The organism is Pseudomonas sp. Leaf127, assembly GCF_001423155.1.
Classification (GTDB): domain Bacteria; phylum Pseudomonadota; class Gammaproteobacteria; order Pseudomonadales; family Pseudomonadaceae; genus Aquipseudomonas; species Aquipseudomonas ovata.
In genome coordinates, this window is record NZ_LMOA01000012.1 from 17,508 (window position 1) to 42,747 (window position 25,240).

The window sequence follows — 25,240 nt, forward strand, 5'->3', positions numbered from 1 at the left end:
TGTACTTCCTTATGGCAGCAAGCTCTTGACGTTGATCGGTTCGGCTTCATTCTGCGCGGAGCCCTTGGGCTTGCCGGCAATGGCCATGCCGGCAACGCGATAGAAGTTATAGTCGGGATTCTTGCCGGGGCCGGAAATCAACAGGTCTTCCTTCTCGTACACCAGGTCCTGACGCTTGAAGTCAGCCATTTCGAAATCCGGCGTAAGCTGGATCGCGGTGGTCGGGCAGGCTTCTTCACACAGGCCGCAGAAAATGCAGCGCGAGAAGTTGATGCGGAAGAACTCCGGGTACCAGCGACCGGCTTCATCCTCGGTCTTCTGCAACGAAATGCAGCCGACCGGGCACGCCACGGCGCACAGGTTGCAGGCCACACAGCGTTCTTCGCCGTCGGGGTCGCGGGTCAGGACGATGCGGCCGCGATAGCGCGGCGGCAGGTACACGGCTTCTTCCGGATATTGCAGGGTGTCACGCTTGCGGAAACCATGGCCGAAGACCATGACCAGGCTGCGCAACTGGGTACCGGTACCCTTAACGATGTTGCCAATATATTTGAACATGGATCAGTACCTCACTGAACCGAGCCTGCCGGCGTGTTGAGCAACACGACCGCGGCAGTCACCAGCAGATTGATCAGGGTCAGCGGCAGGCAGAATTTCCAGCTGAAATCCATCACCTGGTCATAGCGCGGGCGCGGAATCGAAGCGCGCAGCAGGATGAACAGCATGATGAAGAACGCGGTCTTCAAGACGAACCAGACGAAGGGGATCTGTGGCAGCAGGCCGAACGGGCCGTGCCAGCCACCGAAGAACAGGGTCACCAGCAGCGCCGAGATCAGCACGATGCCGATGTACTCGCCGACGAAGAACATGCCCCATTTCATGCCGGCATACTCGATGTGGTAACCGTCGGCCAGTTCCTGTTCCGCTTCCGGCTGGTCGAAGGGGTGACGGTGAGTCACGGCCACGCCGGCGATGAAGAAGGTACAGAAACCGAAGAACTGCGGAATGATGAACCACAGGTTCTGCGCCTGGTAATCGACGATGTCGCGCATGTTGAACGAGCCGACCTGTACCACGATGCCCATCAGCGCCAGGCCCATGAACACTTCGTAGGACACGGTCTGGGCCGAGGCCCGCAGGCTGCCGAGCAACGCGTACTTGTTGTTGCTCGACCAGCCGGCGAACAGCACCGCGTACACCGACAGGCCCGCCATGGCAAAGAAGAACAGCAAGCCGATGTTCAGGTCAGCCACACCCCAGGTCGGGGTGATGGGGATGACCGCGAAGGCGATCAGCAAGGCGCTCATGGCCACCACCGGTGCCAGGGTGAAGATCACCTTGTCGGCAAACGGTGGCATCCAGTCTTCCTTGAAGAACATCTTGAGCATGTCGGCGGCGATCTGGAACATGCCGAACGGGCCGACACGGTTCGGCCCGTAGCGGTCCTGCCACCAGCCCAGCAGGCGGCGCTCGACAAAGCTGAGCAGCGCGCCGCAGACCACCACGGCCAGCAGGATCACGATGGCCTTGACCACCGCGATGATTGCATCGATCACTTCAGGGGTGAACCAGCTCATTGCGCTGCCTCCTGCAGGCCGTCGACGGCCTGGCCGCTGAATGCCGGTGGAATACCGGCCAGGCCTGCCGGCAAGCCGACCAGACCCGTGCCCAGCTCTTCATTGATGCGCAGCGGCAGACGCAGGGTCTTGCCGGCTACGTTCAACGTCAGCAGAGCGCCTTCATTGACACCCAGGCGGTCGGCCTCGGCCTTGGCCAGGGCCACGTAGGCTGCTGGAATGCGCTCTTGTACCGGGGCGGCTTTCGAGGAGTTCTCCTCACTGCCGAACAAGTGGTAGAACGGCACGGCCTGCCAGGTGCCCTGGGCGGGCGAGAACGCACGCGGTACGCCGCCGAACCAGCTCAGGCGATCATCGCCATTGCTTTCGATCAGGCGCGTGCCCGGGTCACCGGCACGCAGATGGCCACCTACTTCATCCTGGAACTTGTTCCAGGCCTGCGGCGAGTTCCAGCCCGGCGACCAGGCAAACGGCACCTGCTGGCGCGGTTCGGCCGAGCCCGAGTAGCCTTCCATCGAGAACGCGAACGCGGTGTCCTTGTCCTGCGGCGTGCGCGGTTCATGCACGCTGATGTTGGCGCGCATGGCCGTACGACCGCTGTAGCGCAGTGGCTCGCGGGCCAGCTTCATGCCCTTGATGCGGAACGAAGCGGACGGCGCGGCGTTGATGATACCGGCCAGGCGCGGCGTGCTGTTGGCGCAGGCTTCAGTGACCTGGTCCAGTTGCGTCCAGTCCACCGGCTGGTTGAGCAGGGTCGAACGCAGCGCGTGCAGCCAGCGCCAGCCTTCGTGCACCAGGATGCTGGCGTCCAGGTAGGTCGGATCGAAGACCTGGAAGAAACGCTGGGCACGGCCTTCCAGACTGACCAGGGTGCCGTCGCCTTCGGCGAAGCTGGCGGCCGGCAGGACCAGGTGGGCGCGGTCGGTGGTGGCGGTTTTCTGGTGATCAGCCACGATCACCACCTTGGCGGCGCTCAGGGCGGCATCGACCAGGGCGGCATCGACACGGGTGTACAGGTCGTTTTCCAGTACGACGATGGCGTCGGCCTTGCCGTCGATCACCTGTTGCAGTGCGGCATTGACCGAGTCACCACCGAGCAGGGCCAGGCCCATGCTGTTGGCTTCCGGCACCACCAGGCTGATCGAGCCTGGCTTGTCGCGCAGCTTGAGCGCCTTGGCGATGTTGGCGGCGGCTTCGATCAGGGCCTTTGAGCCCAGCGAACCACCGGAGATGATCAGCGGACGCTTGGCGGCCAGCAGGGCATCGGCAATGCGCTGCACCAGCTCGCGCGCTTCAGGCTCCAGGCCTTCGACGGCCGGGGCGCTGGCGTCGATGGCATGGGCCACGGCAAAGCCCAGGCGGGCCAGGTCGTCTGGCGCTGCATGCACGCATTCGGCGGCCACGTCGTCCAGGCGGGTTTCGGCCAGGCTGGCAATGAACAGCGGGTTCAACTCGTCCTGGGCGATGTTGCGTACGGCCGCATCCAGCCACGGTTGCACTTTCATGGCCGCAGCCATGTCACGCGCCTTGCCCTTGACGGCCTGGCGCAGTGCCAGCGCCACACGGGCAGCGGTCTGGGTCAGGTCTTCGCCAAGCACGAAGACAGCATCGTGGTCTTCGATCTCGCGCAGATTCGGAATCGGCAGCGGACTGTCGTTCAGGACCTGCACGATCAGGCGCACGCGCTCCAGCTCACCGGCTTCCATGCCGCTGTAGAAGTGCTCGGCACCGACCAGTTCGCGCAGCGCGTAGTTGCCTTCCAGGCTGGCACGGGGCGAGCCGATGCCGACGATGTTGCGGCCACGCAGCAGATCGGCGGCGGTGTCCAGCGCCTCGTCCAGGCTCAGGCGCACCTGCTCCTGACCACGGCTCAGCAAGGGCTGGCGCGGGCGATCGGTGCGGTTGACGTAGCCATAGCCGAAGCGGCCACGGTCGCACAGGAAGTACTGGTTGACCGAACCGTTGAAGCGGTTCTCGATACGGCGCAGTTCGCCATAACGCTCGCCGGGGCTGATGTTGCAACCGCTGGAGCAGCCGTGGCAGATGCTCGGCGAGAACTGCATGTCCCATTTGCGGTTGTAGCGCTCGGAGTGAGTCTTGTCGGTGAACACACCGGTCGGGCAGACCTCGGTGAGGTTGCCGGAGAACTCGCTTTCCAGCGCACCGTCTTCGACGCGACCGAAGTACACGTTGTCGTGGGCGCCGTAGACACCCAGGTCAGTACCGCCGGCATAGTCCTTGTAATAGCGCACGCAGCGATAGCAGGCGATGCAGCGGTTCATTTCGTGGGAAATGAACGGCCCCAGCTGCTGGTTCTGGTGGGTGCGCTTGGTGAAGCGATAACGGCGCTCGTTGTGACCCGTCATCACGGTCATGTCTTGCAGGTGGCAGTGACCGCCTTCTTCGCAGACCGGGCAGTCGTGCGGGTGGTTGGTCATCAGCCATTCGACGACACTGGCGCGGAATGCCTTGGATTCGTCATCGTCGATGGAAATCCAGGTGTTGTCGGTGGCAGGCGTCATGCAGGACATGACGATACGACCACGGGTGTCGTTCTCGTCGTTGTACTGCTTGACCGCACACTGGCGACAGGCACCGACGCTACCAAGCGCGGGGTGCCAGCAGAAATACGGAATGTCGAGGCCCAGTGACAGACAAGCCTGTAGCAGGTTGTCCGCACCGTCGACTTCGAGCGCTTTGCCGTCTACGTGGATAGTGGCCATGGTTCAAAGTTCTTCGTTGGCCCGTTGTCAGCGGGCGTGGCTAATGGAATCTCGGTGGTACCCGCCTCGGTCAGCCCTGAGCAACAAGGGCGTCGGCCGGTACGAAACCGGCGGCCTGGGGCCGCCGGCCTTGTGTCTTGTTATGCCCCGACCACGGTCGGGATCTTGCCGGGCATCGGCAGGCCTGCGCTGGCAGGTGCCACACCGGCTTCGAATTCCGACCGGAAGTACTTGATCGCGCTGCCCAGAGGCTCCACTGCACCGGGTGCGTGAGCACAGAAGGTGCGGCCAGGGCCAAGGAAGTTGACCAGGCCCAGCAGGGTCTCGATGTCCTCGGCACGGCCCTGGCCTTTTTCCAGGGCGCGCAGCATCTTCACGCTCCAGGGCAGGCCGTCGCGGCACGGTGTGCAGAAGCCACAGGATTCCTGGGCGAAGAACTCTTCCATGTTGCGCAGCAGCGAGACCATGTTGACCTTGTCGTCGACGGCCATGGCCAGGCCCGTACCCATCCGCGTGCCGACCTTGGCGATGCCGCCGGCGTACATCTGCGCATCCAGGTGCTCGGGCAACAGGAAGCCGGTGCCGGCGCCGCCTGGCTGCCAGCACTTGAGCTTGAAGCCATCGCGCATGCCGCCGGCGTAGTCTTCGAACAGCTCACGGGCCTGCACGCCGAACGGCAGCTCCCACAGGCCGGGGTTCTTGACCTTGCCGGAGAAGCCCATCAGCTTGGTGCCGTGGTCTTCGCTGCCTTCGCGGGCCAGCGACTTGTACCAGTCGTTGCCGTTGTTGACGATGGCCGGCACGTTGCACAGGGTCTCGACGTTGTTCACGCACGTCGGCTTGCCCCACACGCCGACAGCGGCAGGAAAGGGCGGCTTGGAGCGCGGGTTGGCGCGGCGGCCTTCCAGGGAGTTGATCAGTGCAGTCTCTTCACCGCAGATATAACGCCCGGCGCCGGTGTGCACGAACAGCTCGAAATCGAAACCGCTGCCCAGGATGTTCTTGCCCAGCAGGCCGGCGGCCTTGGCCTCTTCAACCGCACGGTTGAGATGGCGGGCGGCCGTCACGTATTCGCCACGCAGGAAGATATAGCCACGGTAGGCTTTCAGCGCGCGGGCGCTGATCAGCATGCCTTCGATCAGCAGATGGGGCAGTTGCTCCATCAGCATGCGGTCTTTCCAGGTGTTGGGCTCCATCTCATCCGCATTGCACAGCAGGTAGCGGATGTTCATGGATTCGTCTTTGGGCATCAGGCCCCACTTCACGCCCGTGGGAAAGCCCGCGCCGCCGCGACCCTTGAGGCCGGAGTCCTTGACCGCCTGGACGATCTCGTCGGGCGACTGTTGGGTCAGCGCCTTGCGCGCCGCCGCGTAGCCATCCTTACTCTGGTATTCGTCGAGCCAGACCGGCTCSCCGTCGTCACGCAGACGCCAGGTCAGGGGGTGGGTCTCAGCCGTGCGCGCAATACGGTTGGCCGGGCCGAAGGAAGTCAGGGTCATGGGTAAGCCTCCAGCATCTGGGCGACGCCGCCGGGCTGCAGATTGCCGAAGGTGTCGTCATCGACCATCACCGCCGGCGCCTTGTCGCAGTTGCCCAGGCAGCACACCGGCAGCAGGGTGAAGCGGCCGTCGGCGGTGGTCTGGCCCGGGGCGATGCCCAGGGAGCTCTTGATCTCTTCGACGATCGACTCGTGACCGGCGATGAAGCACACCATGCTGTTGCACACGCGAATGATGTGGCGACCAACCGGCTGGCGGAAGATCTGGCTGTAGAACGTCGCCACGCCCTCTACATCGCTGGCCGGAATGCCAATGACTTCGCTGATCGCGTAGATCGCGCCATCCGGCACCCAGCCGCGATGCTTCTGCACGATCTTCAGGGCTTCGATGGACGCCGCGCGCGGGTCCTCGTAGTGATGCATCTCATGCTCGATGGCCGAGCGCTCGGTTTCGCTGAGGACGAAACGGTCAGTCTGGATAAGTGGGCTGTTCATGCTTAGCGGTCCACGTCGGCCATAACGAAATCGATACTACCCAGGTACGCAATCAAGTCGGCGACCATGCTGCCTTTGATCACCGAAGGGATCTGCTGCAGGTGCGGGTAGCTTGGAGTGCGGATCCGGGTACGGTAGCTCATGGTGCCGCCGTCGCTCGTCAGGTAATAGCTGTTGATACCCTTGGTCGCTTCGATCATCTGGAAGGATTCGTTGGCCGGCATGACCGGGCCCCACGAAACCTGCAGGAAGTGAGTGATCAAGGTTTCGATGTGCTGCAGGGTGCGCTCTTTGGGCGGCGGCGTGGTCAGCGGGTGATCCGCCTTGTACGGGCCTTCGGGCATGTTGCGCATGCACTGGTCGATGATGCGGATGCTCTGGCGCATTTCCTCGACGCGGACCATGCAGCGGTCGTAGGCATCGCCGTTGGCGGCCAGCGGCACTTCGAATTCGAAGTTCTCGTAGCCCGAATACGGACGCGCCTTGCGCAGGTCGAAATCACAGCCGGTGGAGCGCAGGCCGGCACCGGTGACGCCCCATTCCAGGGCTTCCTTGGTGTTGTAGGCGGCAACGCCGATGGTCCGGCCCTTGAGGATGCTGTTCTGCAGGGCGGCCTTGGTGTACTCGTCCAGGCGCTTGGGCAGCCAGTCGACGAAGTCCTTGACCAGTTTTTCCCAGCCGCGTGGCAGGTCGTGGGCGACGCCACCAATACGATACCAGGCCGGGTGCAGGCGGAAACCGGTAATGGCTTCGATCACCGTGTAGGCACGCTGGCGGTCGGTGAAGGTGAAGAACACCGGGGTCATGGCGCCCACGTCCTGGATATAGGTACCCAGGAACAGCAGGTGGCTGGTGATGCGGAAGAACTCGGCCATCATGATGCGGATGGTGTCGACCTTCTGCGGCACCTTGATGCCGGCCAGTTTCTCGACCGCCAGCACGTAGGGCAGGTTGTTCATCACCCCGCCCAGGTAATCGATGCGGTCGGTGTACGGAATGTAGCTGTGCCAGGACTGGCGCTCGCCCATCTTCTCGGCACCACGGTGGTGGTAGCCGATGTCCGGAACACAGTCGACGATTTCTTCGCCGTCGAGCTGCAGCACGATACGGAACGCACCGTGGGCCGAAGGGTGGTTGGGACCGAGGTTGAGGAACATGTAGTCCTCGTTCTCGGCCGAACGCTTCATGCCCCAGTCTTCGGGGTTGAAGCGCGCCGCTTCCTCTTCAAGCTGCTGCTTGGCCACGTTCAGGCTGTAGGGATCGAACTCGGTGGCGCGGGCCGGGAAGTCCTTGCGCAGCGGATGACCTTCCCAGGTCGGCGGCATCATGATGCGGGTCAGGTGCGGGTGGCCCGGGAAGTCGATCCCGAACATGTCCCACACTTCGCGCTCGTACCAGTTGGCGTTGGGCCAGATACCGGTCACGGTAGGCACGCTGAGGTCGCTCTCGGACAGGGCCACCTTGATCATTACGTCACTATTACGCTCTACCGACAACAGGTGGTAGAACACCGTGAAGTCGGCGCCCGGCAGGCCACGGCGATGGGTGCGCAGGCGCTCGTCAACGCCATGCAGGTCGTAGAGCATGGAGTAGGGCTTGGCGACCTGACGCAAAAAGGTCAGGACTTCGACCAGCCGGGCACGCTGGACCCACAGCACCGGCATGCCGGTACGGGTCGGCTGGGCAGTGAAGGCCTCGGCGCCAAAGCGGGTATTCAGTTCATTGACGACATCTTGGTCGTCAGCCTTGTACGGCGGGATGTACAGAGCGGTGTCTGCAGTCATAGGTCTCAATCACTTCGGTCAACGTACAGAGTCGACCCGCGTTCTCGTTTTGTTATGTAAGAACGGGGGGTGTCAGACTTCGTCGGGGCTGCGCAGGTTGGTGACCTGGATACGCTCTTCGCGACGCTGAACCTTCGTCGAGGGCATCTCGGCGCGATATACGCCTTGATCGCCGACAACCCAGGACAGCGGGCGCCGCTCTTTCCCGATCGACTCCTGCAACAGCATCAAGCCTTGCAGGAACGCTTCGGGGCGGGGCGGGCAGCCGGGCACATAGACATCCACGGGCAGGAACTTGTCCACGCCCTGAACCACCGAGTAGATGTCATACATGCCACCGGAGTTGGCGCACGAACCCATGGAAATGACCCATTTGGGCTCGAGCATTTGCTCGTAGAGACGCTGGATGATCGGCGCCATCTTGATGAAGCAGGTCCCGGCGATGACCATGAAATCCGCCTGGCGCGGCGAGGCCCTGATCACCTCGGCACCAAAGCGCGCGATGTCATGGGGCGCCGTGAAGGCGGTGGTCATTTCCACGTAGCAGCACGAAAGGCCGAAGTTATACGGCCACAGGGAGTTCTTGCGACCCCAGTTGACCGCATTGCTGAGCACATCTTCGAGCTTGCCCATGAAGATGTTCTTGTGGACCTGATCTTCTAGGGGGTCGGAAACGGTTTCCCGTTCACCGATCGGATACTGCTCGTTAGGCGCATCCGGGTTGATTCTGGTGAGATTGTATTGCATTGCCAAAGCCTCATTGTTTTAGCTTCGCCTGCCGTTTACGACGACCTTCGGGTGCCCAATCGAGCGCCCCCACCCGCCATAGATAAACAAGACCCGCCAACAGAATTGCTATGAAAACGAGCGCTTCGACGAATCCGGCCCAGCCGCTTTCGCGTACCGACACAGACCATGCAAAGAGAAAGAGGGCTTCGATATCGAAGATCACGAACAGCATCGCGACCAGATAGAATTTTGCGGAAAGACGCAGGCGGGCACTGCCGGTGGGCAGCATCCCGGACTCGAACGGTTCGTTCTTGCTGCGGCCCCAGGCGCGGCTGCCGAGCAGGCTCGACAGGCCGAGCATGAATGCACAGAGGCCAACGACACCCAAAAGGAAAATGGCGAAGCCCCAGTTGTGGGCAATCAGACCTGTCGATTCGGACATGCTGGCAATCCTTAGTCAGAGAACGGGCGTCTCTGAGTGCTTGAGAAATGGGTAGAGAGCAGTGACGAAATGTCGCAGCGAGATCAGTCCGCTGATTTTATGTGCAAATACAGTGCAAGTAAATTTTCTATATCAAATTTATTCTTTGAATCGATCGTTCATACCGTTTGCACCAGGCTGCAGGCCACGCAGACCGGGGATTTCAATGGATTCGACCCAGTATGTTTGGTTATTACGGAAAAGCAGAAAAGCAAAACAGAATGATAATTAATATCATTTGATAGGGTGTTTCATTAATACTGCCGAGTGTGCGCGCCGACCTGTTTAAAGCACTAATAAGTAACATCATGACAGATGTCGGGCATTGCTGTGCGTCAATGTCGCGCCACGTCGCTGCAAAACGCACAAGCCGCCCTGGTGGACGGCTTGTGCTGAGGCTGGGTGACGGCGTCTGTCAGTGGAACTGATCCTGCTCTGTCGAGCCGGTCAGGGCGGTCACCGATGAGGCGCCCCCCTGAATCACGGTGGTCATGTCATCGAAATAGCCGGTGCCCACTTCCTGCTGGTGCGCGACAAAGGTATAGCCCTTGGCGGCGTCGGCAAATTCCTGCTCCTGCAGCTTCACGTAGGCGGTCATGTCGTTGCGGGCGTAGTCGTGCGCCAGGCTGAACATGCCGTGCCACATGTTGTGAATGCCGGCCAGGGTAATGAACTGGTGCTTGTAGCCCATGGCCGAGAGCTCGCGCTGGAATTTGGCGATGGTGGCATCGTCGAGGTTCTTCTTCCAGTTGAAGGACGGCGAGCAGTTGTACGACAGCAACTGATCCGGGTACTCCTTCTTGATCGCCTCGGCAAAGCGCCGTGCTTCGTCCAGGTCCGGCTTGGCAGTCTCGCACCACACCAGGTCAGCGTACGGGGCGTAGGCCAGGCCGCGGGCAATGGCCTGGTCCAGGCCTGCGCGGACCTTGTAGAAACCTTCCGGGGTGCGGGCGCCGGTGACGAACGGCTGGTCGTACGGGTCGCAATCGGAGGTCAGCAGGTCGGCCGCGTTGGCGTCGGTGCGGGCCAGGATAATGGTCGGGACCCCGGCCACGTCGGCCGCCAGGCGTGCCGCCACCAGCTTCTGTACCGCTTCCTGAGTGGGGACCAGCACCTTGCCGCCCATGTGGCCGCATTTTTTCACCGAGGCCAACTGGTCTTCGAAGTGAACGCCGGCGGCACCCGCTTCGATCATGTTCTTCATCAGTTCATAGGCATTGAGCACGCCACCGAAGCCGGCCTCGGCATCGGCCACGATCGGCGCGAAGTAATCGATGTAGCCGTCATCGCCGGGGTTCTTGCCGGCTTTCCACTGGATCTGGTCGGCGCGGCTGAACGAGTTGTTGATACGACGCACGACGGTGGGCACCGAGTCGACCGGGTAGAGCGACTGGTCGGGGTACATGGACTCGGCCGAGTTGTTGTCGGCAGCCACTTGCCAGCCGGAAAGGTAGATGGCCTGGATGCCGGCCTTGACCTGTTGTACAGCCTGGCCGCCGGTCAGGGCGCCCATGCAGTTGACGAAATCCTTGTCGGGCCGGAAAGACGGCCTGGCGCCCTGGGTCACCAGATTCCAGAGTTTCTCGGCGCCCAGCTTTGCAAACGTGTGTTCCGGTTGAACCGAGCCACGCAGGCGGACGACATCAGCAGCAGAATAGGTTCGGGTCACGTTGGTCCAGCGCGGATTTTCAGCCCAGTCTTTTTCCAGAGCCGCTATTTGTTGTTCGCGTGTCAGTGCCATGTTGATAAACCTCATTTCCTGGGTTTTTCAGGCGTGAAAACGATCGCGCCAATTGCTCGCTATGTTTCAGGCCGCCTGATGCGGGGTATGTCCTGCTCCGCCAAAACGCCTCGTTTATCGAAGGCACGGGTGATGGCTGCTCACTGATCGGAAAACGTACTGCTGGTTGCGTTTGCATCGGATGGCGACAGATGAACGAATGGCTCAGGGTGATGAGCAGGCGTTACGGGCGTGGTCGAGAGGCGCCTCTGGCTCGTGGTTGCCGTGTGCGTCGCTCATTCCGGAATGCCTTTGTGCCTGACAGCGCTACCGTCCCTCGGGACAACTTCGTTCCAGTCGCAACCTCGTCAAACTGCCTTGTGGGCGGTCAGGACACGAAGCGGCCCGCACGGTAAGTATGGGCGCGCCCCGGAAGCGCATGAAGGCTTCTGATCAGCGGGAGCGAGGCCATCATGCCGTGGTGTTTTTGACCCGTCAAACGTTTTGTAGTGCTTTTTTGGTGTCACTACATCTTTGGTCTAATATGACCGCCGGGTCACTGCAAGGCCCGCCGGTTCTGGGTCGGGCACCCTGAAGCCGGTTATCCGGCGCCCTTACTCGAGCGCATCGACCTTGACGCGCAGCAGCATGTCGTCACGCCCCTGGGTCGAGTAGTAACGGGCATTGGCCTGACGATCGGCCACCGACTGGTTCTGGCTGCCCGCCAGGGTGATCCATTCGCCCAGGCGACCGCTGACCGTGCTGTCGGTGCTCTGCACCTTGATGGCGTCGGGCCGTTCCTGGCTCACGCGGTCCCGGTTGGTGCTGATGGTCAGGTGCACGATGTCGCCTGTCACGCTGGCCGTGACGTAGAAGCCCTGCGTCACGTTGCGGTACTGGGTCTCGCTTTGCGAATAACCGTAGCTGTCGGTGCGCGAGGTGGTCAGCGGAATACTCTGGCCGGTCTGGATCAGGGCCGGGCTGCCTTCGGTGGTCTGGATCTGTTGCAAGGCGCCTTCGCGGCTGTCGGTGCCGTAGCTGATGACGCGCCCGCCGCCGGCGCTGTTGTGATTCTGCGCGGCCTGGTCACTGGTATCGACGCTGATCAACAAACGTTTCGGGGCGGTGTCGAGTTGCGAGAGCAGGGCGCGAAGTTCGTCGATCTTGCGCGATTCAGCATTGACGATCAACTGATTGCCATGGGCGTTGACCGAGCCTTCCTGGCCCAGGAAATTACGCGCCACCGGCAGCAGTTCGTCACTGGTTCGGTAGTTGAGCGGCACGATTTCAGTGGCGGCCAGCGTCCAGGTGCTCGACAACAGCAGCAGTGAAGTCAACAAGGGGCGTATGAACATGTCCTTTACTCCGCGAGAGCGTATCCAGGCCTTGAGTGTGTCACTTTGTCAGCCGATAGCAAAACGCCCCGACTCCCTTGGCTGGCGCTTGCACGCAGGCCATGGGAGGCGGGGCGTTGCTTATGTAGTGCTTGTGTAGGGATGCCTACACAGTCTCGCGGCGCATATCGACATGCGGCAGGCCTGCTTCGAGAAACTCGTCGCTGACCACATGAAAGCCAAAGCGTTCGTAGAACGCCGCAGCCTGCACCTGGGCACTGAGCTTCTGCTGCGTGAGACCGCGTTTCTCGGCCTCCAGCAGCACGGCGCCGAGCAGGGCTTCACCGACTTTCAGGCCGCGCCAGTCCTTGAGCACCGACAGGCGTCCGATTTCGCCGTCAGGCAACAGACGCGCGGTGCCGATCGGGTAATCGCCTTCAAAGGCGAGGAAGTGGGCGGCGTCGGCATCCTCTGCATCCCACTCCAGCTCCGGCGGCACCGCTTGCTCGGCGATAAAGACGCTTTCACGAATGCGCCGGATGGCAGCATTGTCCTTGTGCCAGTCTGCAACCGATACACTGATTTTATTCATCGGCAAATCCCAGGCTTCCTTGTTTGAGCAATTCGCAGAGCAATGTCCGTCCGTCCTCGTCTGCCAGCCACGGACCGAGGTTCTCGATATGCAGGGCGTCGGCCGCGCAGACCAGCTTCAGCAGGTCGCGCAACTTGCCAGGCAGCAGGCGGCTCTGACCGCTGGCGAACAGTAACAGATCGTCATCGACATTCGACCAGGCCATGCGCGCGCTCGGGTTGCGAATGATGATCGCGCCCTGTTCCAGGCTGTCGAGCAGGTCAGTCTCTTCCAGTTCTTCACCGCTGACCAGTTCAGGGTAGCGCGGCTCGGTCATGAACTGGCCGAACCAGGTCAGCAGCAGGCGCTCGTCGCTCATGTGCTCGGCCAGCAGGCCCTTGAGGCGGGCCAGTGCGTCGTGCTGGATCTGGTGCGGATCGCTCACGGGCTGGGCATCGGCGTCAGTGTAGCGCTCCTCGTCAGGAATGAACTGACTGAGGAAATCGGTGAAATGCGTCAGTACTTCGGCAGCGCTCGGGGCGCGGAAGCCCACCGAATAGGTCAGGCACTCGTCCACGGCAACGCCCCAATGGGCCAGGCGCGGCGGCAGGTAAAGCATGTCGCCCGGCTCCAGGGTCCATTCCTCGGTGCCTTCGAACTCGGCCAGGATGCGCAGGTCAGCGTGCTTGATCAGGGGGCTGTCGCTGTCGCACATCTGGCCGATCTTCCAGTGCCGCTGGCCGTGGCCTTGCAGCAGGAATACATCGTAGTTGTCGAAGTGCGGGCCGACGCTGCCGCCAGGTGCGGCGTAGCTGACCATGACGTCGTCAATGCGCCAGCTGGGCAGGAAGCGGAAGTTTTCCAGCAGTTCGCCCACTTCCGGGACGAATTGATCGACGGCCTGGACCAGCAAGGTCCACTCGCGCTCGGGCAGGGTGCTGAAGGCATCTTCGGCAAACGGGCCGCGACGCAGTTCCCACGGGCGCTCGCCCTGTTCGATGACCAGGCGCGATTCGACCTCTTCTTCCAGAGCCAGGCCTGCCAGCTCGTCCGGATCGATCGGGCTCTGGAAGTCCGGCAGGGCCTGGCGGATCAGCAGGGGCTTTTTCTGCCAGTAATCACGCAGAAAAACACGCGCGCTCATGCCGCCCAGAAGTTGAAGAGGAGTATCAGGATTCATTTGTAAGCCCTTGAAATGAAAACGCCCGGCACAGCCGGGCGTGTGCAGAAGTTGTTGCGGTTCAGATACGCTTGGCTTGTGCCACGGCGTTACCGATGTAGTTGGCCGGGGTCAGCTGCTTCAGCTCGACCTTGGCCTGCGCCGGCATGTCCAGGCCATCGATGAAGGTCAGCAGTGCTTCAGGGCTGATGCCTTTGCCGCGTGTCAGCTCCTTGAGCTTCTCGTACGGGTTCTCGATGTTGTAGCGGCGCATGACGGTCTGGATCGGCTCGGCCAGCACTTCCCAGCAGGCGTCCAGGTCGGCGGCGATGCGTTGCTCGTTCAGCTCCAGCTTGCTGATGCCCTTGAGGCTGGCCTCGTAGGCGATCACGCTGTGCGCAAAGCCCACGCCCAGGTTGCGCAGCACGGTGGAGTCGGTCAGGTCGCGCTGCCAGCGCGAGATCGGCAGCTTGCTGGCCAGGTGCTGGAACAGCGCGTTGGCGATGCCCAGGTTGCCTTCGGAGTTCTCGAAGTCGATCGGGTTGACCTTGTGCGGCATGGTCGAGGAACCGATTTCGCCAGCGACAGTGCGCTGCTTGAAGTAGCCCAGCGAGATGTAGCCCCAGATGTCGCGGTCGAAGTCGATCAGGATGGTGTTGAAGCGGGCAATGGCGTCGAACAGCTCGGCGATGTAGTCGTGCGGTTCGATCTGCGTGGTGTACGGGTTGAACACCAGGCCCAGCTCGTCTTCGATGAAGGCGCGGGCGTTGGCTTCCCAGTCGATGTCCGGGTAGGCCGACAGGTGGGCGTTGTAGTTGCCCACGGCGCCGTTGATCTTGCCCAGCAGTGGCACGGCGGCCACCTGGGCGATCTGGCGCTCCAGGCGGTAGACCACGTTGGCCAGCTCCTTGCCCAGGGTGGTCGGCGAAGCCGGCTGGCCATGGGTGCGCGACAGCATTGGCACGTCGGCAAAGCGCTGGGCCAGTTCGCGGATGGCCTCGGCGATCTGGCGCATCAGCGGCAGCACCACGTTGTCGCGACCTTCGCGCAGCATCAGGGCGTGGGACAGGTTGTTGATGTCCTCGCTGGTGCAGGCAAAGTGAATGAATTCGCTGACCGCATTCAGTTCAGGCAGCTTGGCGGCCTGTTCCTTGAGCAGGTATTCCACAGCCTTGACGTCGTGGTTGGTGGTGCGCTCGATCTCTTTGACGCGCTCGGCGTGCTCGATTGCAAAATTGTCGGCCAGTGCGTCGAGAATGGCGTTGGCTTCGGCCGAGAAGGCTGGCACTTCGGCGATTTGCGGATGGGCTGCCAGGCGCTGCAGCCAGCGTACTTCCACCAGGACGCGGAAGCGGACCAGGCCGTATTCGCTGAAGATAGGGCGCAAGGCCTGGGTCTTGCCGGCATAGCGGCCGTCAACAGGGGAAACCGCGGTGAGCGAAGAAAGCTGCATGGGGTGCTCTCGGACAGTCGGCTTTGAAAAGGGCGCATATCATACATGAAATTGCCGGCCGACTGGGGACAGTCGACCAGCGTAGATAGCGTCGAGCCTGAAGGTTGAAAAAGGAGAGGCGCGGCGTTTCAGCCGTGCATCAACGTGTAGAGTTCTTTCAGTAGCTTGCGACGGCTGAACACCAGTTGCCAGCGATGGCCGCCAACTTGTCGCCACAGGCGTGCCGAGCGAATGCCGGCCAGCAGCAGGGCGCGAATGCGCGAGGCATTGCTGGGTTGCTGCAGGTTGCGCATGTCGCCATGCACCTGGATGCGCTGGCGCAAGGTGCTCAAGGTGTCCTGATACAAGGCCCCGGCGGCGGCGATCACATTCTCGTGAGCGATGCCGAAATGCTCGACCTGTGACTGGATCTGCGGCAAGCGCTTGCCGATCACGCCCAGCATGTCGTCGCGCTTGGCCAACTGGCGCTCAAGGCCCAGCATCGACAAGGCATAGCGCAACGGTTCGCGCTGCAGGGTGCCCGGGTCGCGCTCCAGGGCGCTGGCCAGGGCGCGGTAGCCCTCGCGCAGGCACTGGTCATTGCCGCCGTATACATCCAGGGTGTCCTTGGGGTCGAGCACCAGCAGGCTGCCGAGCATGCAGCCCAGGTCCGCCTCGCTGACCTGGCCGGTCTTGGCCAGGCGGTCGACCAGGATGGCGGCCTGGAAGACGCCGCCCAGGGCGATCAGTTGTTCCTGAATCGGGGTCATCAAGGCTTGTCCTTGCTGTTCCAGGGTTCGGCCGTTTCGATCACGCCGCCGCCCAGGCAGATTTCGCCATCATAGAACACCACCGATTGTCCGGGGGTCACGGCGCGTTGAGGTTCATCGAAGAGCGCGCGGTAGCCGCCAGCGGTCTTTTCCAGGGTGCAGCCCTGGTCGCCCTGGCGGTAGCGCACCTTGGCCGTCAGGCGGCGCGGGCTGTCGAGGTCGACCGGGTTGACCCAGTAGATCTGCGAGGCCAGCAATGCGCGGGAGAACAGCCATGGATGGTCATTGCCCTGGCCGACGATCAGCTCGTTGGTCTCCAGGTCCTTTTCCAGCACATACCAGGGCTCGTCGCCGGCATCCTTCAGGCCGCCGATACCCAGGCCCTGGCGCTGACCGATGGTGTGGTACATCAGGCCGCTGTGGCGGCCGATGACTTCACCTTCGGTGGTCTTGATCTCGCCGGGCTGGGCGGGCAGGTACTGGCGCAGGAAATCGGTGAAGCGCCGCTCGCCGATAAAGCAGATGCCGGTGGAGTCCTTTTTGCGCGCCGTGGCCAGGCCGTGTTGCTCGGCAATGGCGCGTACTTCGGGTTTTTCCAGTTCGCCGACCGGGAATAGGGTGCGGGCAATCTGTTCGCCGCCCACGGCATGCAGGAAGTAGCTCTGGTCCTTGTTCGGGTCCAGGCCCTTGAGCAGCTCGGTGCGCCCGTCGATGTCGCGCCGGCGCACATAATGGCCGGTGGCAATCAGGTCGGCGCCCAGGCTCAGGGCGTAGTCGAGGAAGGCCTTGAACTTGATTTCCCGGTTGCAGAGGATATCCGGATTGGGCGTGCGGCCGGCCTTGTACTCTTCCAGGAAATGCTCGAATACATGGTCCCAGTATTCGGCGGCGAAGTTGGCCGTGTGCAGCTTGATGCCGATCCGGTCACACACGGCCTGGGCATCGGCCAGGTCTTCGCGGGCGGTGCAGTATTCCGTGCCGTCGTCTTCTTCCCAGTTCTTCATGAACAGGCCTTCCACCTGATAGCCCTGCTGCAGCAGCAGGACGGCGGAAACGGAAGAGTCCACGCCGCCGGACATGCCAACAATGACGCGTGGTTTTTCAGTGTTCGAAAGGGCTGGATCAGACATGAGCGTTCAACGGCTATGGTGAAAAGGACGCGATTCTATCAGGCCGCAAGTGTCGCGTCTCACGCCTTGTCGCGCAGCAGGGCGAGACTGAAGCGTTCGCCGGTCAGGTAATCGTCCACGCAGCGCAGCACCAGTTCACTGCGCCAGCGTGGCTGTTGCTCGAGCAATTGCTCGCGGCTCAGCCATACCGGGCCGATGATGCCTTCGTCCAGGCGATAGTCGGGATGATGGCGCAGCGCCCTGGCGGCAAAGCAGATACGCTGGTAGGTCACGCCATTGCTGGGGGCGGTGTACAGGTAGATGCCGACCACGCCGGTCAGCTCCACATCCCAGCCGGTTTCTTCCAGCGTCTCGCGCACGGCGGCCTGTTGCAGGCTTTCGTTCGGGTCCAGGTGGCCGGCGGGCTGGTTGAGCACCGGCTGGCCTTGTTGCAGTTCCTCGACAAACAGGAAGCGTCCCTGATCTTCGATGACGGTGGCAACGGTGACATGGGCTTGCCAATTCATGGGCCTTTCTCCAGAAGCAATGGCGGTAAAAACAACAACCCCGGCACGTGGGCCGGGGTTGTTGTGTATCAGTGTTGCACCTTACAGCGCGGCGATGGCTGCGTTGAAGGTCTCGCTAGGGCGCATGGCCTTGCTGGCCAGCTCTGGCTTGGCGAAGTAGTAACCGCCAATTTCAACCGGCTTGCCTTGTACCGCATTGAGCTCGGCAACGATTTTTTCTTCGTTGTCGGTCAGGGTCTTGGCCAGGGGAGCGAACTGCGCCTTGAGGGCGGCGTCGTCATCCTGGGCAGCCAGTGCCTGGGCCCAGAACAGGGTCAGGTAGAAGTGGCTGCCGCGGTTGTCGATGCTGCCGACCTTGCGCGAAGGCGACTTGTTGCGGTCCAGGAACTCGCCAGTGGCCTGGTCGAGGGTCTTGGCCAGCACCAGTGCCTTGGGGTTGTTGTAGGCGTGGCCCAGGTGTTCCAGGGAAGCGGCCAGGGCCAGGAATTCACCCAGCGAATCCCAGCGCAGGAAGTTCTCTTCGACAAACTGCTGCACGTGCTTGGGGGCCGAGCCGCCGGCGCCGGTTTCGAACAGGCCGCCACCATTCATCAGTGGCACGATCGACAGCATCTTGGCGCTGGTGCCCAGTTCCATGATCGGGAACAGGTCGGTCAGGTAGTCGCGCAGCACGTTGCCGGTGACCGAGATGGTGTCCTGGCCGGCGCGGGTGCGCTCCAGGGTCAGCTTCATGGCGTCGACCGGGGTCAGGATCTGGATGTCCAGGCCTGCGGTGTCGTGGTCGCGCAGGTACTTCTGCACTTTCTCGATCATCACGCCGTCGTGGGCGCGAGCCGGGTCGAGCCAGAAGATCGCCGGGGTATTGCTGGCGCGCGAGCGGTTGACCGCCAGCTTGACCCAATCCTGGATCGGTGCGTCCTTGGCCTGGCACATGCGCCAGATATCGCCGGCTTCGACGTTCTGTTCCATCACGGTATTGCCCTGGGCGTCGCTGACGCGCACCACACCGGCCGTCTTGATCTGGAAGGTCTTGTCGTGCGAGCCGTATTCTTCGGCTTTCTGCGCCATCAGGCCCACGTTCGGCACGCTGCCCATGGTGGTCGGATCGAAGGCGCCGTGTTTCTTGCAGTCTTCGATTACGGCCTGGTAGATGGTGGCGTAGCTGCGGTCCGGGATGACGGCCTTGGCGTCGTGCAACTGGCCATCGGTGCCCCACATCTTGCCCGAGTCACGGATCATCGCTGGCATCGAGGCGTCGACGATCACGTCGCTCGGCACGTGCAGGTTGGTGATGCCCTTGTCGGAGTTGACCATCGCCAGTTGTGGGCGGGCAGCATAGACCGCCTGGATATCGGCCTTGATTTCAGCCTGCTTGTCGGCTGGCAGGCTGGCGATGCGCTCGTACAGGTCGCCGATGCCGTTGTTCAGGTTGAAGCCGATTTCCTTGAGCACGTCGGCGTGCTTGGTCAGCGCGTCCTGATAGAACTCTTCGACGATCTGTCCGAACATGATCGGATCGGAGATCTTCATCATGGTGGCTTTCAAGTGCACCGAGAACAGTACGCCTTGCTTCTTGGCGTCTTCGATTTCGGCGGCGATGAAGCTGCGCAGGGCTTTCTTGCTCATGACCGAGCAGTCGATCACTTCACCGGCCTTGACGGCGGTTTTTTCCTTCAGGACGGTGGCGGTGCCGTCCTGGGCGATCAGTTCGATCTTCAGGCTGTTGTCGGCCTCGACCAGGGCGGCTTTTTCGCTGCCGTAGAAGTCGCCGCTGCTCATGTGCGCGACGTGGGCCTTGGAGTCGCTGCTCCAGGCACCCATCTTGTGCGGGTGCTTGCGTGCGTAGTTCTTGACCGACAGCGGGGCGCGGCGGTCGGAGTTGCCTTCGCGCAGGACCGGGTTCACGGCGCTGCCCTTGACCTTGTCGTAGCGGGCGCGGACGTCTTTTTCCGCGTCAGTCGATGGGTTTTCCGGGTAGTCAGGGATGGCGTAGCCCTGGTCCTGCAGTTCTTTGACAGTGGCCTTCAGTTGCGGAACCGAAGCACTGATGTTGGGCAGTTTGATGATGTTGGCTTCTGGCGTGGTCGCCAGTTTGCCCAGCTCGGCAAGATGATCCGCAATTTGCTGGTCGGCGCGAAGCGCTTCGGGGAAGCTGGCCAGTACCCGGCCTGCCAGCGAAATGTCACGGGTCTCGACGTCGATGTCGGAAGACGCGGTGAACGCTTCGATGATGGGCAGCAGCGAGTAGGTGGCCAGGGCCGGGGCTTCGTCAGTAAAGGTGTAGATGATCTTCGAGCGGTCGGACATTCGTATTAACTCTCTGTTTTGCTGAGCATGCACAAAATCCCGATGCGCGCCGTATGGGCACTCTGCCCATGCTTGCGTCATGAGCCCGGGTCGGGATTGCTTCGCGGTGATGGTGGGTGCATCAGTCGAGCGTCAAGCAGTCGGGCACCTGTGTCCCGACGCAGATCGGAGCGGGTGTCATGCATCCGGACGGCCCCGCACCAGTGATTCGAGTTCCATGACTCGGCAGTCACGCCGGGGAGTATATCAAACCCTGAATCCCAAGCATTAATGCTATGCGGCCAATTGGCGCATGCCAATACGGCCTTGGTCGAACGCAAGCGCTCTGGAACAGGGGTTTTGGCGAATTTTAAAAGTCCTTGGGCGATGCCGTGCTGAGCGGTATTTGTCAGTCTGCCAAGGCGTGACTAGGCTTTATGGCGGTCAGGCTGTCCAATCAACTGCGTATTGGAGCTCAGCATGCAATACAAGAACGTTACAATTCCCCCTGCCGGCGAGCGCATCACGCTCAACCCCGATCACTCCCTGAATGTCCCCGATCGACCGATCATTCCTTATATGGAAGGTGATGGTATCGGTGTGGATATCACTCCGGTCATGCTCAAGGTCGTGGAGGCTGCTGTCGAAAAAGCCTACGGCGGCGTGCGCCAGATTGCCTGGATGGAAGTCTATGCGGGCGAAAAGGCCACGCGCATCTACAGTCCGGACACCTGGCTGCCCGACGAAACCCTGCAGGCGGTCAGGGACTTCGTGGTGTCGATCAAGGGTCCCCTGACCACGCCGGTCGGTGGCGGCATCCGCTCGCTCAATGTCGCCTTGCGTCAGCAACTGGACCTGTACGTGTGCCTGCGGCCTGTGCGCTGGTTCGCCGGGGTGCCCAGCCCCGTCATCAGGCCGGGCGAGGTCGACATGGTGATCTTTCGCGAAAACTCCGAAGACATCTATGCCGGTATCGAGTGGCAGGCCGGCTCGGTGCAGGCCGACAAGGTCATCCGGTTTCTCAAGGAGGAAATGGGCGTGCACCGGCTGCGGTTCGATCATGAATGCGGCATAGGCATCAAGCCGGTGTCCCGTGAGGGCACGGTGCGCCTGGTGCGCAAGGCCCTGCAATATGCCGTTGATCATGATCGACGTTCAGTCACGATCGTGCACAAGGGCAACATCATGAAATACACCGAAGGTGCCTTCAAGGAGTGGGCCTGCGAAGTGGCCGTTGGCGAGTTCGGTGCGACCCTGCTTGAAGGTGGGCCCTGGATGCGCTTTACCAATCCAAAGACCGGGCGCGAGATCATCGTCAAGGACGTGATTGCCGATGCCATGTTGCAACAGGTGCTGCTGCGACCGGCCGACTATGATGTGATCGCCACGCTGAATCTCAATGGCGATTACCTCTCCGATGCCCTGGCCGCCCAGGTCGGCGGGATCGGTATTGCACCGGGTGCCAATCTGGCCGATGACGTCGCCATGTTCGAGGCCACCCACGGCACGGCCCCGCGCTATGCAGGCAAGGACCAGGTCAATCCGGGATCGTTGATTCTGTCGGCAGAAATGATGCTGCGCCATCTGGGCTGGGAGGAGGCGGCGGATCTTGTGATCAAGGGGCTTGAGGGGGCGATCTTGGCCCGAACCGTCACCTATGACTTCGAGCGGCTGATGGACGGCGCCACGCGTGTGTCGTGCTCGGGATTTGGCGAGGCGATCATCTCGCACATGTGACCGATAGAGGGATCAAGGCCGGATGGCCGGTTCAAGCATCTGGACCGGCCATCCGGCAGTCTGGCATGACTGGCGTTTGTGGTGGTTCGCCTCAGGCAGGCACGTTTGAAGCCTTGACGGTTGCACTCGATGTTTCGACCGATTTGTCAGCACTGGCTGTCGCGGGCGAAATCTCTACAGCGTGCAAGCCCTTGGGCCCCTGGATAATCTCAAATTGCACTGGTTGCCCGGCCTTGAGCGTCTTGTAACCATCCATTTTAATAGCTGAATAATGTGCGAACAGGTCTTCATCCCGGCCGTCGGCAAGGATAAATCCATAGCCTTTTGCATTATTGAACCACTTGACTTTACCACTGAGCATAGCCATATCCCTCTGCAAAGGACTCCGTCTGGAGTATCATCCACCTCAATCCGCCTGACCTGAAAAATTTTGGTTGACTGCGCGGACCCTTTTTACCCAATGTGGGCTCTATTGTTTGTAACACCGTTTAGCTGATAGTCAAGGTCATGCGGCAGTCCATGTCATGAAAGCCGGTTCGACAGCGGCCACTTGCTATTGGTTCAATCCGACTTTTTCGAAATGAACATTCTTTCCCCATGCATGCAATCAGCAAGATTCGACTAACATTCAATCAGGATGGTCCTCGGTCAAACGAGGGCGCGCACGAGGACGATGCGTCGGGCGTAGCGGTACAGGACGCCAAGCCGACTCTGCAGGCGCCACCGATGTATAAGGTGATTTTGTTCAACGATGATTACACCCCGATGGATTTCGTTGTCGAAGTGCTGGAGGTGTTTTTCAACCTGAATCGTGAGCTGGCCACCAAGATCATGCTGGCCGTCCATACAGAGGGACGGGCAGTCTGCGGATTGTTTACCCGCGACATCGCCGAGACCAAGGCCATGCAGGTCAACCAATACGCCAGGGAGAGCCAGCATCCACTACTCTGTGAGATCGAGAAGGACGGTTAAACGCCGACCACTTGGGTATGAGGTGAAGCTATGTTAAACCGTGAACTCGAAGTCACCCTCAATCTGGCCTTCAAGGAAGCGCGTTCCAAGCGTCATGAGTTCATGACCGTCGAACACCTTCTGCTGGCCTTGTTGGACAACGAGGCTGCAGCCACCGTCTTGCGTGCCTGCGGCGCAAACCTCGATAAGCTCAAGCGTGATCTGCAGGAGTTCATCGACTCCACCACACCCCTGATCCCGGTTCATGACGAGGATCGTGAGACCCAGCCTACGCTCGGGTTCCAGCGCGTGCTGCAACGCGCCGTATTCCATGTGCAAAGCTCCGGCAAGCGCGAAGTCACCGGTGCCAACGTACTGGTAGCGATCTTCAGCGAACAGGAAAGCCAGGCCGTGTTTCTGCTCAAGCAGCAGAGCGTGGCCCGGATCGATGTCGTCAACTACATTGCCCACGGAATCTCCAAGGTTCCCGGGCACGGCGAACACTCTTCCGAAGGTGAGCAAGATATGCAGGACGACGAGGGCGGTGAGGCTTCTTCCTCGGGCAATCCTCTGGATGCCTATGCCAGCAACCTGAACGAGCAGGCGCGCCAGGGGCGTATCGACCCGCTGGTCGGCCGCGAGTCCGAGGTCGAGCGCGTGGCGCAGATCCTCGCCCGTCGTCGCAAGAACAACCCTTTGCTGGTCGGTGAGGCCGGTGTCGGCAAGACCGCCATCGCCGAGGGCCTGGCCAAGCGCATCGTCGACAATCAGGTGCCCGACCTGCTGGCCAACAGTGTCGTCTATTCCCTTGATCTGGGTGCGCTGCTGGCAGGCACCAAGTACCGCGGCGACTTCGAGAAACGCTTCAAGGCGCTGCTCAACGAGTTGCGCAAGCGCCCGCATGCCATTCTGTTCATCGATGAAATCCACACCATCATCGGTGCCGGTGCGGCCTCGGGTGGCGTGATGGACGCCTCCAACCTGCTCAAGCCGCTCTTGTCCTCGGGTGATATCCGCTGCATCGGCTCGACCACGTTCCAGGAATTTCGCGGCATCTTCGAGAAGGACCGTGCGCTGGCCCGGCGCTTCCAGAAGGTCGACGTCTCGGAGCCGTCGGTCGAGGACACCATCGGCATCCTCAGGGGGCTCAAGGGGCGCTTCGAGCAGCATCACGACATCGAGTACAGCGACGAGGCCCTACGTGCCGCAGCCGAGCTGGCCTCGCGCTACATCAATGACCGGCACATGCCGGACAAGGCCATTGATGTTATCGACGAGGCGGGCGCCTATCAGCGCCTGCAGCCGGTCGAGAAACGCGTCAAGCGCATCGAGGTCCTGCATGTCGAAGACATCGTGGCCAAGATCGCGCGGATTCCGCCCAAGCATGTCAACAGCTCCGACAAGGAGCTGCTGCGCAACCTGGAACGTGACCTCAAGCTCACCGTGTTCGGGCAGGATGCGGCCATCGACTCGCTGTCCACGGCCATCAAGCTGTCCCGTGCCGGCCTGAAGTCACCCGACAAGCCTGTGGGTTCGTTCCTGTTTGCAGGTCCCACCGGCGTCGGCAAGACCGAGGCGGCGCGTCAGCTCGCCAAGGCCCTGGGTGTGGAGCTGGTGCGCTTCGACATGTCCGAATACATGGAGCGGCATACCGTTTCGCGGCTGATCGGTGCGCCGCCAGGCTATGTCGGTTTCGATCAGGGTGGTCTGCTCACCGAGGCCATTACCAAGCAGCCACATTGCGTGCTGTTGCTCGATGAGATCGAAAAGGCGCACCCCGAGGTCTTCAACCTGCTGCTGCAGGTCATGGACCACGGTACGCTGACCGACAACAACGGGCGCAAGGCGGACTTCCGCAATGTGATCCTGATCATGACCACCAACGCCGGTGCCGAGACCGCCTCGCGGGCCTCGATCGGTTTCACTCATCAGGATCACTCCTCCGATGCCATGGAAGTGATCAAGAAGAGCTTCACGCCCGAGTTCCGCAACCGCCTGGACACCATCATCCAGTTCGGCCGGCTCAGTCATGAGGTCATCAAGAGTGTGGTGGACAAGTTCCTCACCGAGCTGCAGGCGCAACTGGAAGACAAGCGGGTCCTGCTCGAGGTCTCCGATGCAGCGCGCAGCTGGCTGGCGCAGGGTGGCTACGACGCGGCGATGGGTGCAAGGCCGATGGCGCGTCTGATTCAGGACCGGATCAAGCGTCCGCTGGCCGAAGAGATCCTGTTCGGTGAGTTGTCCGATCATGGCGGTGTGGTGCATATCGACATCAAGGATGGCGAGATCACCTTCGACTACGAAACCACTGCAGAAATGGCCTGACGGTATGGCCCGTCCCGCGAGGGGCGGGTCAT

Annotated in this window: 21 protein-coding genes; 3 read left to right on the forward strand and 18 right to left on the reverse strand. The window is 61.6% G+C overall.

The genetic code is table 11. The annotated features are described in order from the left end of the window. Positions 1 to 9: 9 nt before the first annotated feature. The 17 genes from nuoI to ASF84_RS08015 form a co-directional block, all read right to left on the reverse strand. A complete protein-coding gene (gene nuoI / locus ASF84_RS07935) occupies positions 10 to 558 on the reverse strand; it encodes an NADH-quinone oxidoreductase subunit NuoI (RefSeq protein ID WP_056836988.1) in 549 nt (182 codons plus the stop codon). 11 nt (positions 559 to 569) lie between these two features. After that, positions 570 to 1,577, reverse strand: coding sequence for an NADH-quinone oxidoreductase subunit NuoH (nuoH, locus tag ASF84_RS07940; protein ID WP_056836990.1), 1,008 nt, complete (start codon positions 1,575 to 1,577; stop codon positions 570 to 572). Further along, positions 1,574 to 4,300 (reverse strand): NADH-quinone oxidoreductase subunit NuoG, encoded by a 2,727-nt coding sequence (nuoG, locus tag ASF84_RS07945; protein WP_056836992.1) that lies wholly within the window; start codon positions 4,298 to 4,300, stop codon positions 1,574 to 1,576. Before nuoG ends, nuoH begins: the two co-directional genes overlap by 4 nt. A gap of 140 nt (positions 4,301 to 4,440) precedes the next feature. Then, a complete protein-coding gene (gene nuoF / locus ASF84_RS07950; protein WP_056836995.1) occupies positions 4,441 to 5,799 on the reverse strand; it encodes an NADH-quinone oxidoreductase subunit NuoF in 1,359 nt (452 codons plus the stop codon). Beyond that, complete coding sequence (nuoE, locus tag ASF84_RS07955) at positions 5,796 to 6,293, reverse strand: NADH-quinone oxidoreductase subunit NuoE (RefSeq protein WP_056836998.1); 498 nt, start codon at positions 6,291 to 6,293, stop codon at positions 5,796 to 5,798. Before nuoE ends, nuoF begins: the two co-directional genes overlap by 4 nt. Positions 6,294 to 6,295: 2 nt before the next feature. Continuing rightward, the gene (nuoC, locus tag ASF84_RS07960; protein ID WP_056837000.1) at positions 6,296 to 8,077 is read right to left on the reverse strand and encodes an NADH-quinone oxidoreductase subunit C/D; all 1,782 of its coding nucleotides are present in this window, start codon (positions 8,075 to 8,077) and stop codon (positions 6,296 to 6,298) included. 72 nt (positions 8,078 to 8,149) lie between these two features. Continuing rightward, a complete protein-coding gene (locus ASF84_RS07965; RefSeq protein ID WP_056837002.1) occupies positions 8,150 to 8,824 on the reverse strand; it encodes a NuoB/complex I 20 kDa subunit family protein in 675 nt (224 codons plus the stop codon). Positions 8,825 to 8,834: 10 nt separating this feature from the next. After that, positions 8,835 to 9,248, reverse strand: coding sequence for an NADH-quinone oxidoreductase subunit A (locus ASF84_RS07970; RefSeq protein WP_056837004.1), 414 nt, complete (start codon positions 9,246 to 9,248; stop codon positions 8,835 to 8,837). A 454-nt stretch (positions 9,249 to 9,702) separates the two neighbouring features. Further along, on the reverse strand, positions 9,703 to 11,028 hold the full coding sequence (gene aceA / locus ASF84_RS07975) for an isocitrate lyase (protein WP_056837006.1): 1,326 nt from the start codon (positions 11,026 to 11,028) through the stop codon (positions 9,703 to 9,705). A 593-nt stretch (positions 11,029 to 11,621) separates the two neighbouring features. Then, positions 11,622 to 12,362, reverse strand: coding sequence for a secretin N-terminal domain-containing protein (locus ASF84_RS07980; RefSeq protein WP_056837009.1), 741 nt, complete (start codon positions 12,360 to 12,362; stop codon positions 11,622 to 11,624). A gap of 145 nt (positions 12,363 to 12,507) precedes the next feature. After that, positions 12,508 to 12,933, reverse strand: a complete 426-nt coding sequence (locus ASF84_RS07985) for a GNAT family N-acetyltransferase (protein ID WP_056837011.1) — start codon at positions 12,931 to 12,933, stop codon at positions 12,508 to 12,510. Beyond that, a complete protein-coding gene (locus ASF84_RS07990) occupies positions 12,926 to 14,092 on the reverse strand; it encodes a ribosomal protein uL16 3-hydroxylase (RefSeq protein WP_056837012.1) in 1,167 nt (388 codons plus the stop codon). Before ASF84_RS07990 ends, ASF84_RS07985 begins: the two co-directional genes overlap by 8 nt. Positions 14,093 to 14,153: 61 nt before the next feature. Next, a complete protein-coding gene (purB, locus tag ASF84_RS07995; RefSeq protein WP_056837014.1) occupies positions 14,154 to 15,524 on the reverse strand; it encodes an adenylosuccinate lyase in 1,371 nt (456 codons plus the stop codon). A 128-nt stretch (positions 15,525 to 15,652) separates the two neighbouring features. After that, on the reverse strand, positions 15,653 to 16,273 hold the full coding sequence (gene hflD / locus ASF84_RS08000; protein ID WP_056837016.1) for a high frequency lysogenization protein HflD: 621 nt from the start codon (positions 16,271 to 16,273) through the stop codon (positions 15,653 to 15,655). Further along, positions 16,273 to 17,403: a tRNA 2-thiouridine(34) synthase MnmA gene (mnmA, locus tag ASF84_RS08005; RefSeq protein ID WP_056837018.1), complete on the reverse strand. Its 1,131-nt coding sequence runs from the start codon at positions 17,401 to 17,403 to the stop codon at positions 16,273 to 16,275. Before mnmA ends, hflD begins: the two co-directional genes overlap by 1 nt. A gap of 59 nt (positions 17,404 to 17,462) precedes the next feature. Beyond that, complete coding sequence (locus ASF84_RS08010) at positions 17,463 to 17,909, reverse strand: NUDIX hydrolase (protein WP_056837020.1); 447 nt, start codon at positions 17,907 to 17,909, stop codon at positions 17,463 to 17,465. Positions 17,910 to 17,990: 81 nt separating this feature from the next. Further along, the gene (locus ASF84_RS08015; protein WP_056837022.1) at positions 17,991 to 20,216 is read right to left on the reverse strand and encodes an NADP-dependent isocitrate dehydrogenase; all 2,226 of its coding nucleotides are present in this window, start codon (positions 20,214 to 20,216) and stop codon (positions 17,991 to 17,993) included. A gap of 459 nt (positions 20,217 to 20,675) precedes the next feature. Between ASF84_RS08015 and icd the strand changes: the two genes are divergently transcribed. After that, positions 20,676 to 21,932, forward strand: coding sequence for an NADP-dependent isocitrate dehydrogenase (gene icd / locus ASF84_RS08020; protein WP_056837024.1), 1,257 nt, complete (start codon positions 20,676 to 20,678; stop codon positions 21,930 to 21,932). Positions 21,933 to 22,023: 91 nt separating this feature from the next. On the opposite strand, the gene cspD is transcribed toward icd, so the two are convergent. After that, positions 22,024 to 22,293: a cold shock domain-containing protein CspD gene (gene cspD, locus ASF84_RS08025; RefSeq protein WP_056837941.1), complete on the reverse strand. Its 270-nt coding sequence runs from the start codon at positions 22,291 to 22,293 to the stop codon at positions 22,024 to 22,026. Positions 22,294 to 22,529: 236 nt separating this feature from the next. Here cspD and clpS point away from each other — a divergent pair, with 236 nt between their 5' ends. Further along, positions 22,530 to 22,904 (forward strand): ATP-dependent Clp protease adapter ClpS, encoded by a 375-nt coding sequence (gene clpS / locus ASF84_RS08030; protein ID WP_056837026.1) that lies wholly within the window; start codon positions 22,530 to 22,532, stop codon positions 22,902 to 22,904. 30 nt (positions 22,905 to 22,934) lie between these two features. After that, the gene (gene clpA, locus ASF84_RS08035) at positions 22,935 to 25,208 is read left to right on the forward strand and encodes an ATP-dependent Clp protease ATP-binding subunit ClpA (RefSeq protein ID WP_056837028.1); all 2,274 of its coding nucleotides are present in this window, start codon (positions 22,935 to 22,937) and stop codon (positions 25,206 to 25,208) included. Positions 25,209 to 25,240: the final 32 nt, after the last annotated feature.

Excerpts from the sequence above, each read along its gene's own strand:
- nuoI (WP_056836988.1), bottom strand. The coding sequence starts at position 558 with ATGTTCAAATATATTGGCAACATCGTTAAGGGTACCGGTACCCAGTTG.
- nuoE (WP_056836998.1), bottom strand. The coding sequence starts at position 6,293 with ATGAACAGCCCACTTATCCAGACTGACCGTTTCGTCCTCAGCGAAACC.
- aceA (WP_056837006.1), bottom strand. The coding sequence starts at position 11,028 with ATGGCACTGACACGCGAACAACAAATAGCGGCTCTGGAAAAAGACTGG.
- purB (WP_056837014.1), bottom strand. The coding sequence starts at position 15,524 with ATGCAGCTTTCTTCGCTCACCGCGGTTTCCCCTGTTGACGGCCGCTAT.
- ASF84_RS08015 (WP_056837022.1), bottom strand. The coding sequence starts at position 20,216 with ATGTCCGACCGCTCGAAGATCATCTACACCTTTACTGACGAAGCCCCG.
- icd (WP_056837024.1), top strand. The coding sequence starts at position 20,676 with ATGCAATACAAGAACGTTACAATTCCCCCTGCCGGCGAGCGCATCACG.
- ASF84_RS07990 (WP_056837012.1), bottom strand. The coding sequence starts at position 14,092 with ATGAATCCTGATACTCCTCTTCAACTTCTGGGCGGCATGAGCGCGCGT.
- ASF84_RS07980 (WP_056837009.1), bottom strand. The coding sequence starts at position 12,362 with ATGTTCATACGCCCCTTGTTGACTTCACTGCTGCTGTTGTCGAGCACC.
- nuoG (WP_056836992.1), bottom strand. The coding sequence starts at position 4,300 with ATGGCCACTATCCACGTAGACGGCAAAGCGCTCGAAGTCGACGGTGCG.
- nuoH (WP_056836990.1), bottom strand. The coding sequence starts at position 1,577 with ATGAGCTGGTTCACCCCTGAAGTGATCGATGCAATCATCGCGGTGGTC.
- ASF84_RS07970 (WP_056837004.1), bottom strand. The coding sequence starts at position 9,248 with ATGTCCGAATCGACAGGTCTGATTGCCCACAACTGGGGCTTCGCCATT.
- clpA (WP_056837028.1), top strand. The coding sequence starts at position 22,935 with ATGTTAAACCGTGAACTCGAAGTCACCCTCAATCTGGCCTTCAAGGAA.
- cspD (WP_056837941.1), bottom strand. The coding sequence starts at position 22,293 with ATGCTCAGTGGTAAAGTCAAGTGGTTCAATAATGCAAAAGGCTATGGA.
- ASF84_RS08010 (WP_056837020.1), bottom strand. The coding sequence starts at position 17,909 with ATGAATTGGCAAGCCCATGTCACCGTTGCCACCGTCATCGAAGATCAG.
- clpS (WP_056837026.1), top strand. The coding sequence starts at position 22,530 with ATGCATGCAATCAGCAAGATTCGACTAACATTCAATCAGGATGGTCCT.
- hflD (WP_056837016.1), bottom strand. The coding sequence starts at position 16,273 with ATGACCCCGATTCAGGAACAACTGATCGCCCTGGGCGGCGTCTTCCAG.
- ASF84_RS07985 (WP_056837011.1), bottom strand. The coding sequence starts at position 12,933 with ATGAATAAAATCAGTGTATCGGTTGCAGACTGGCACAAGGACAATGCT.
- mnmA (WP_056837018.1), bottom strand. The coding sequence starts at position 17,403 with ATGTCTGATCCAGCCCTTTCGAACACTGAAAAACCACGCGTCATTGTT.
- nuoC (WP_056837000.1), bottom strand. The coding sequence starts at position 8,077 with ATGACTGCAGACACCGCTCTGTACATCCCGCCGTACAAGGCTGACGAC.
- ASF84_RS07965 (WP_056837002.1), bottom strand. The coding sequence starts at position 8,824 with ATGCAATACAATCTCACCAGAATCAACCCGGATGCGCCTAACGAGCAG.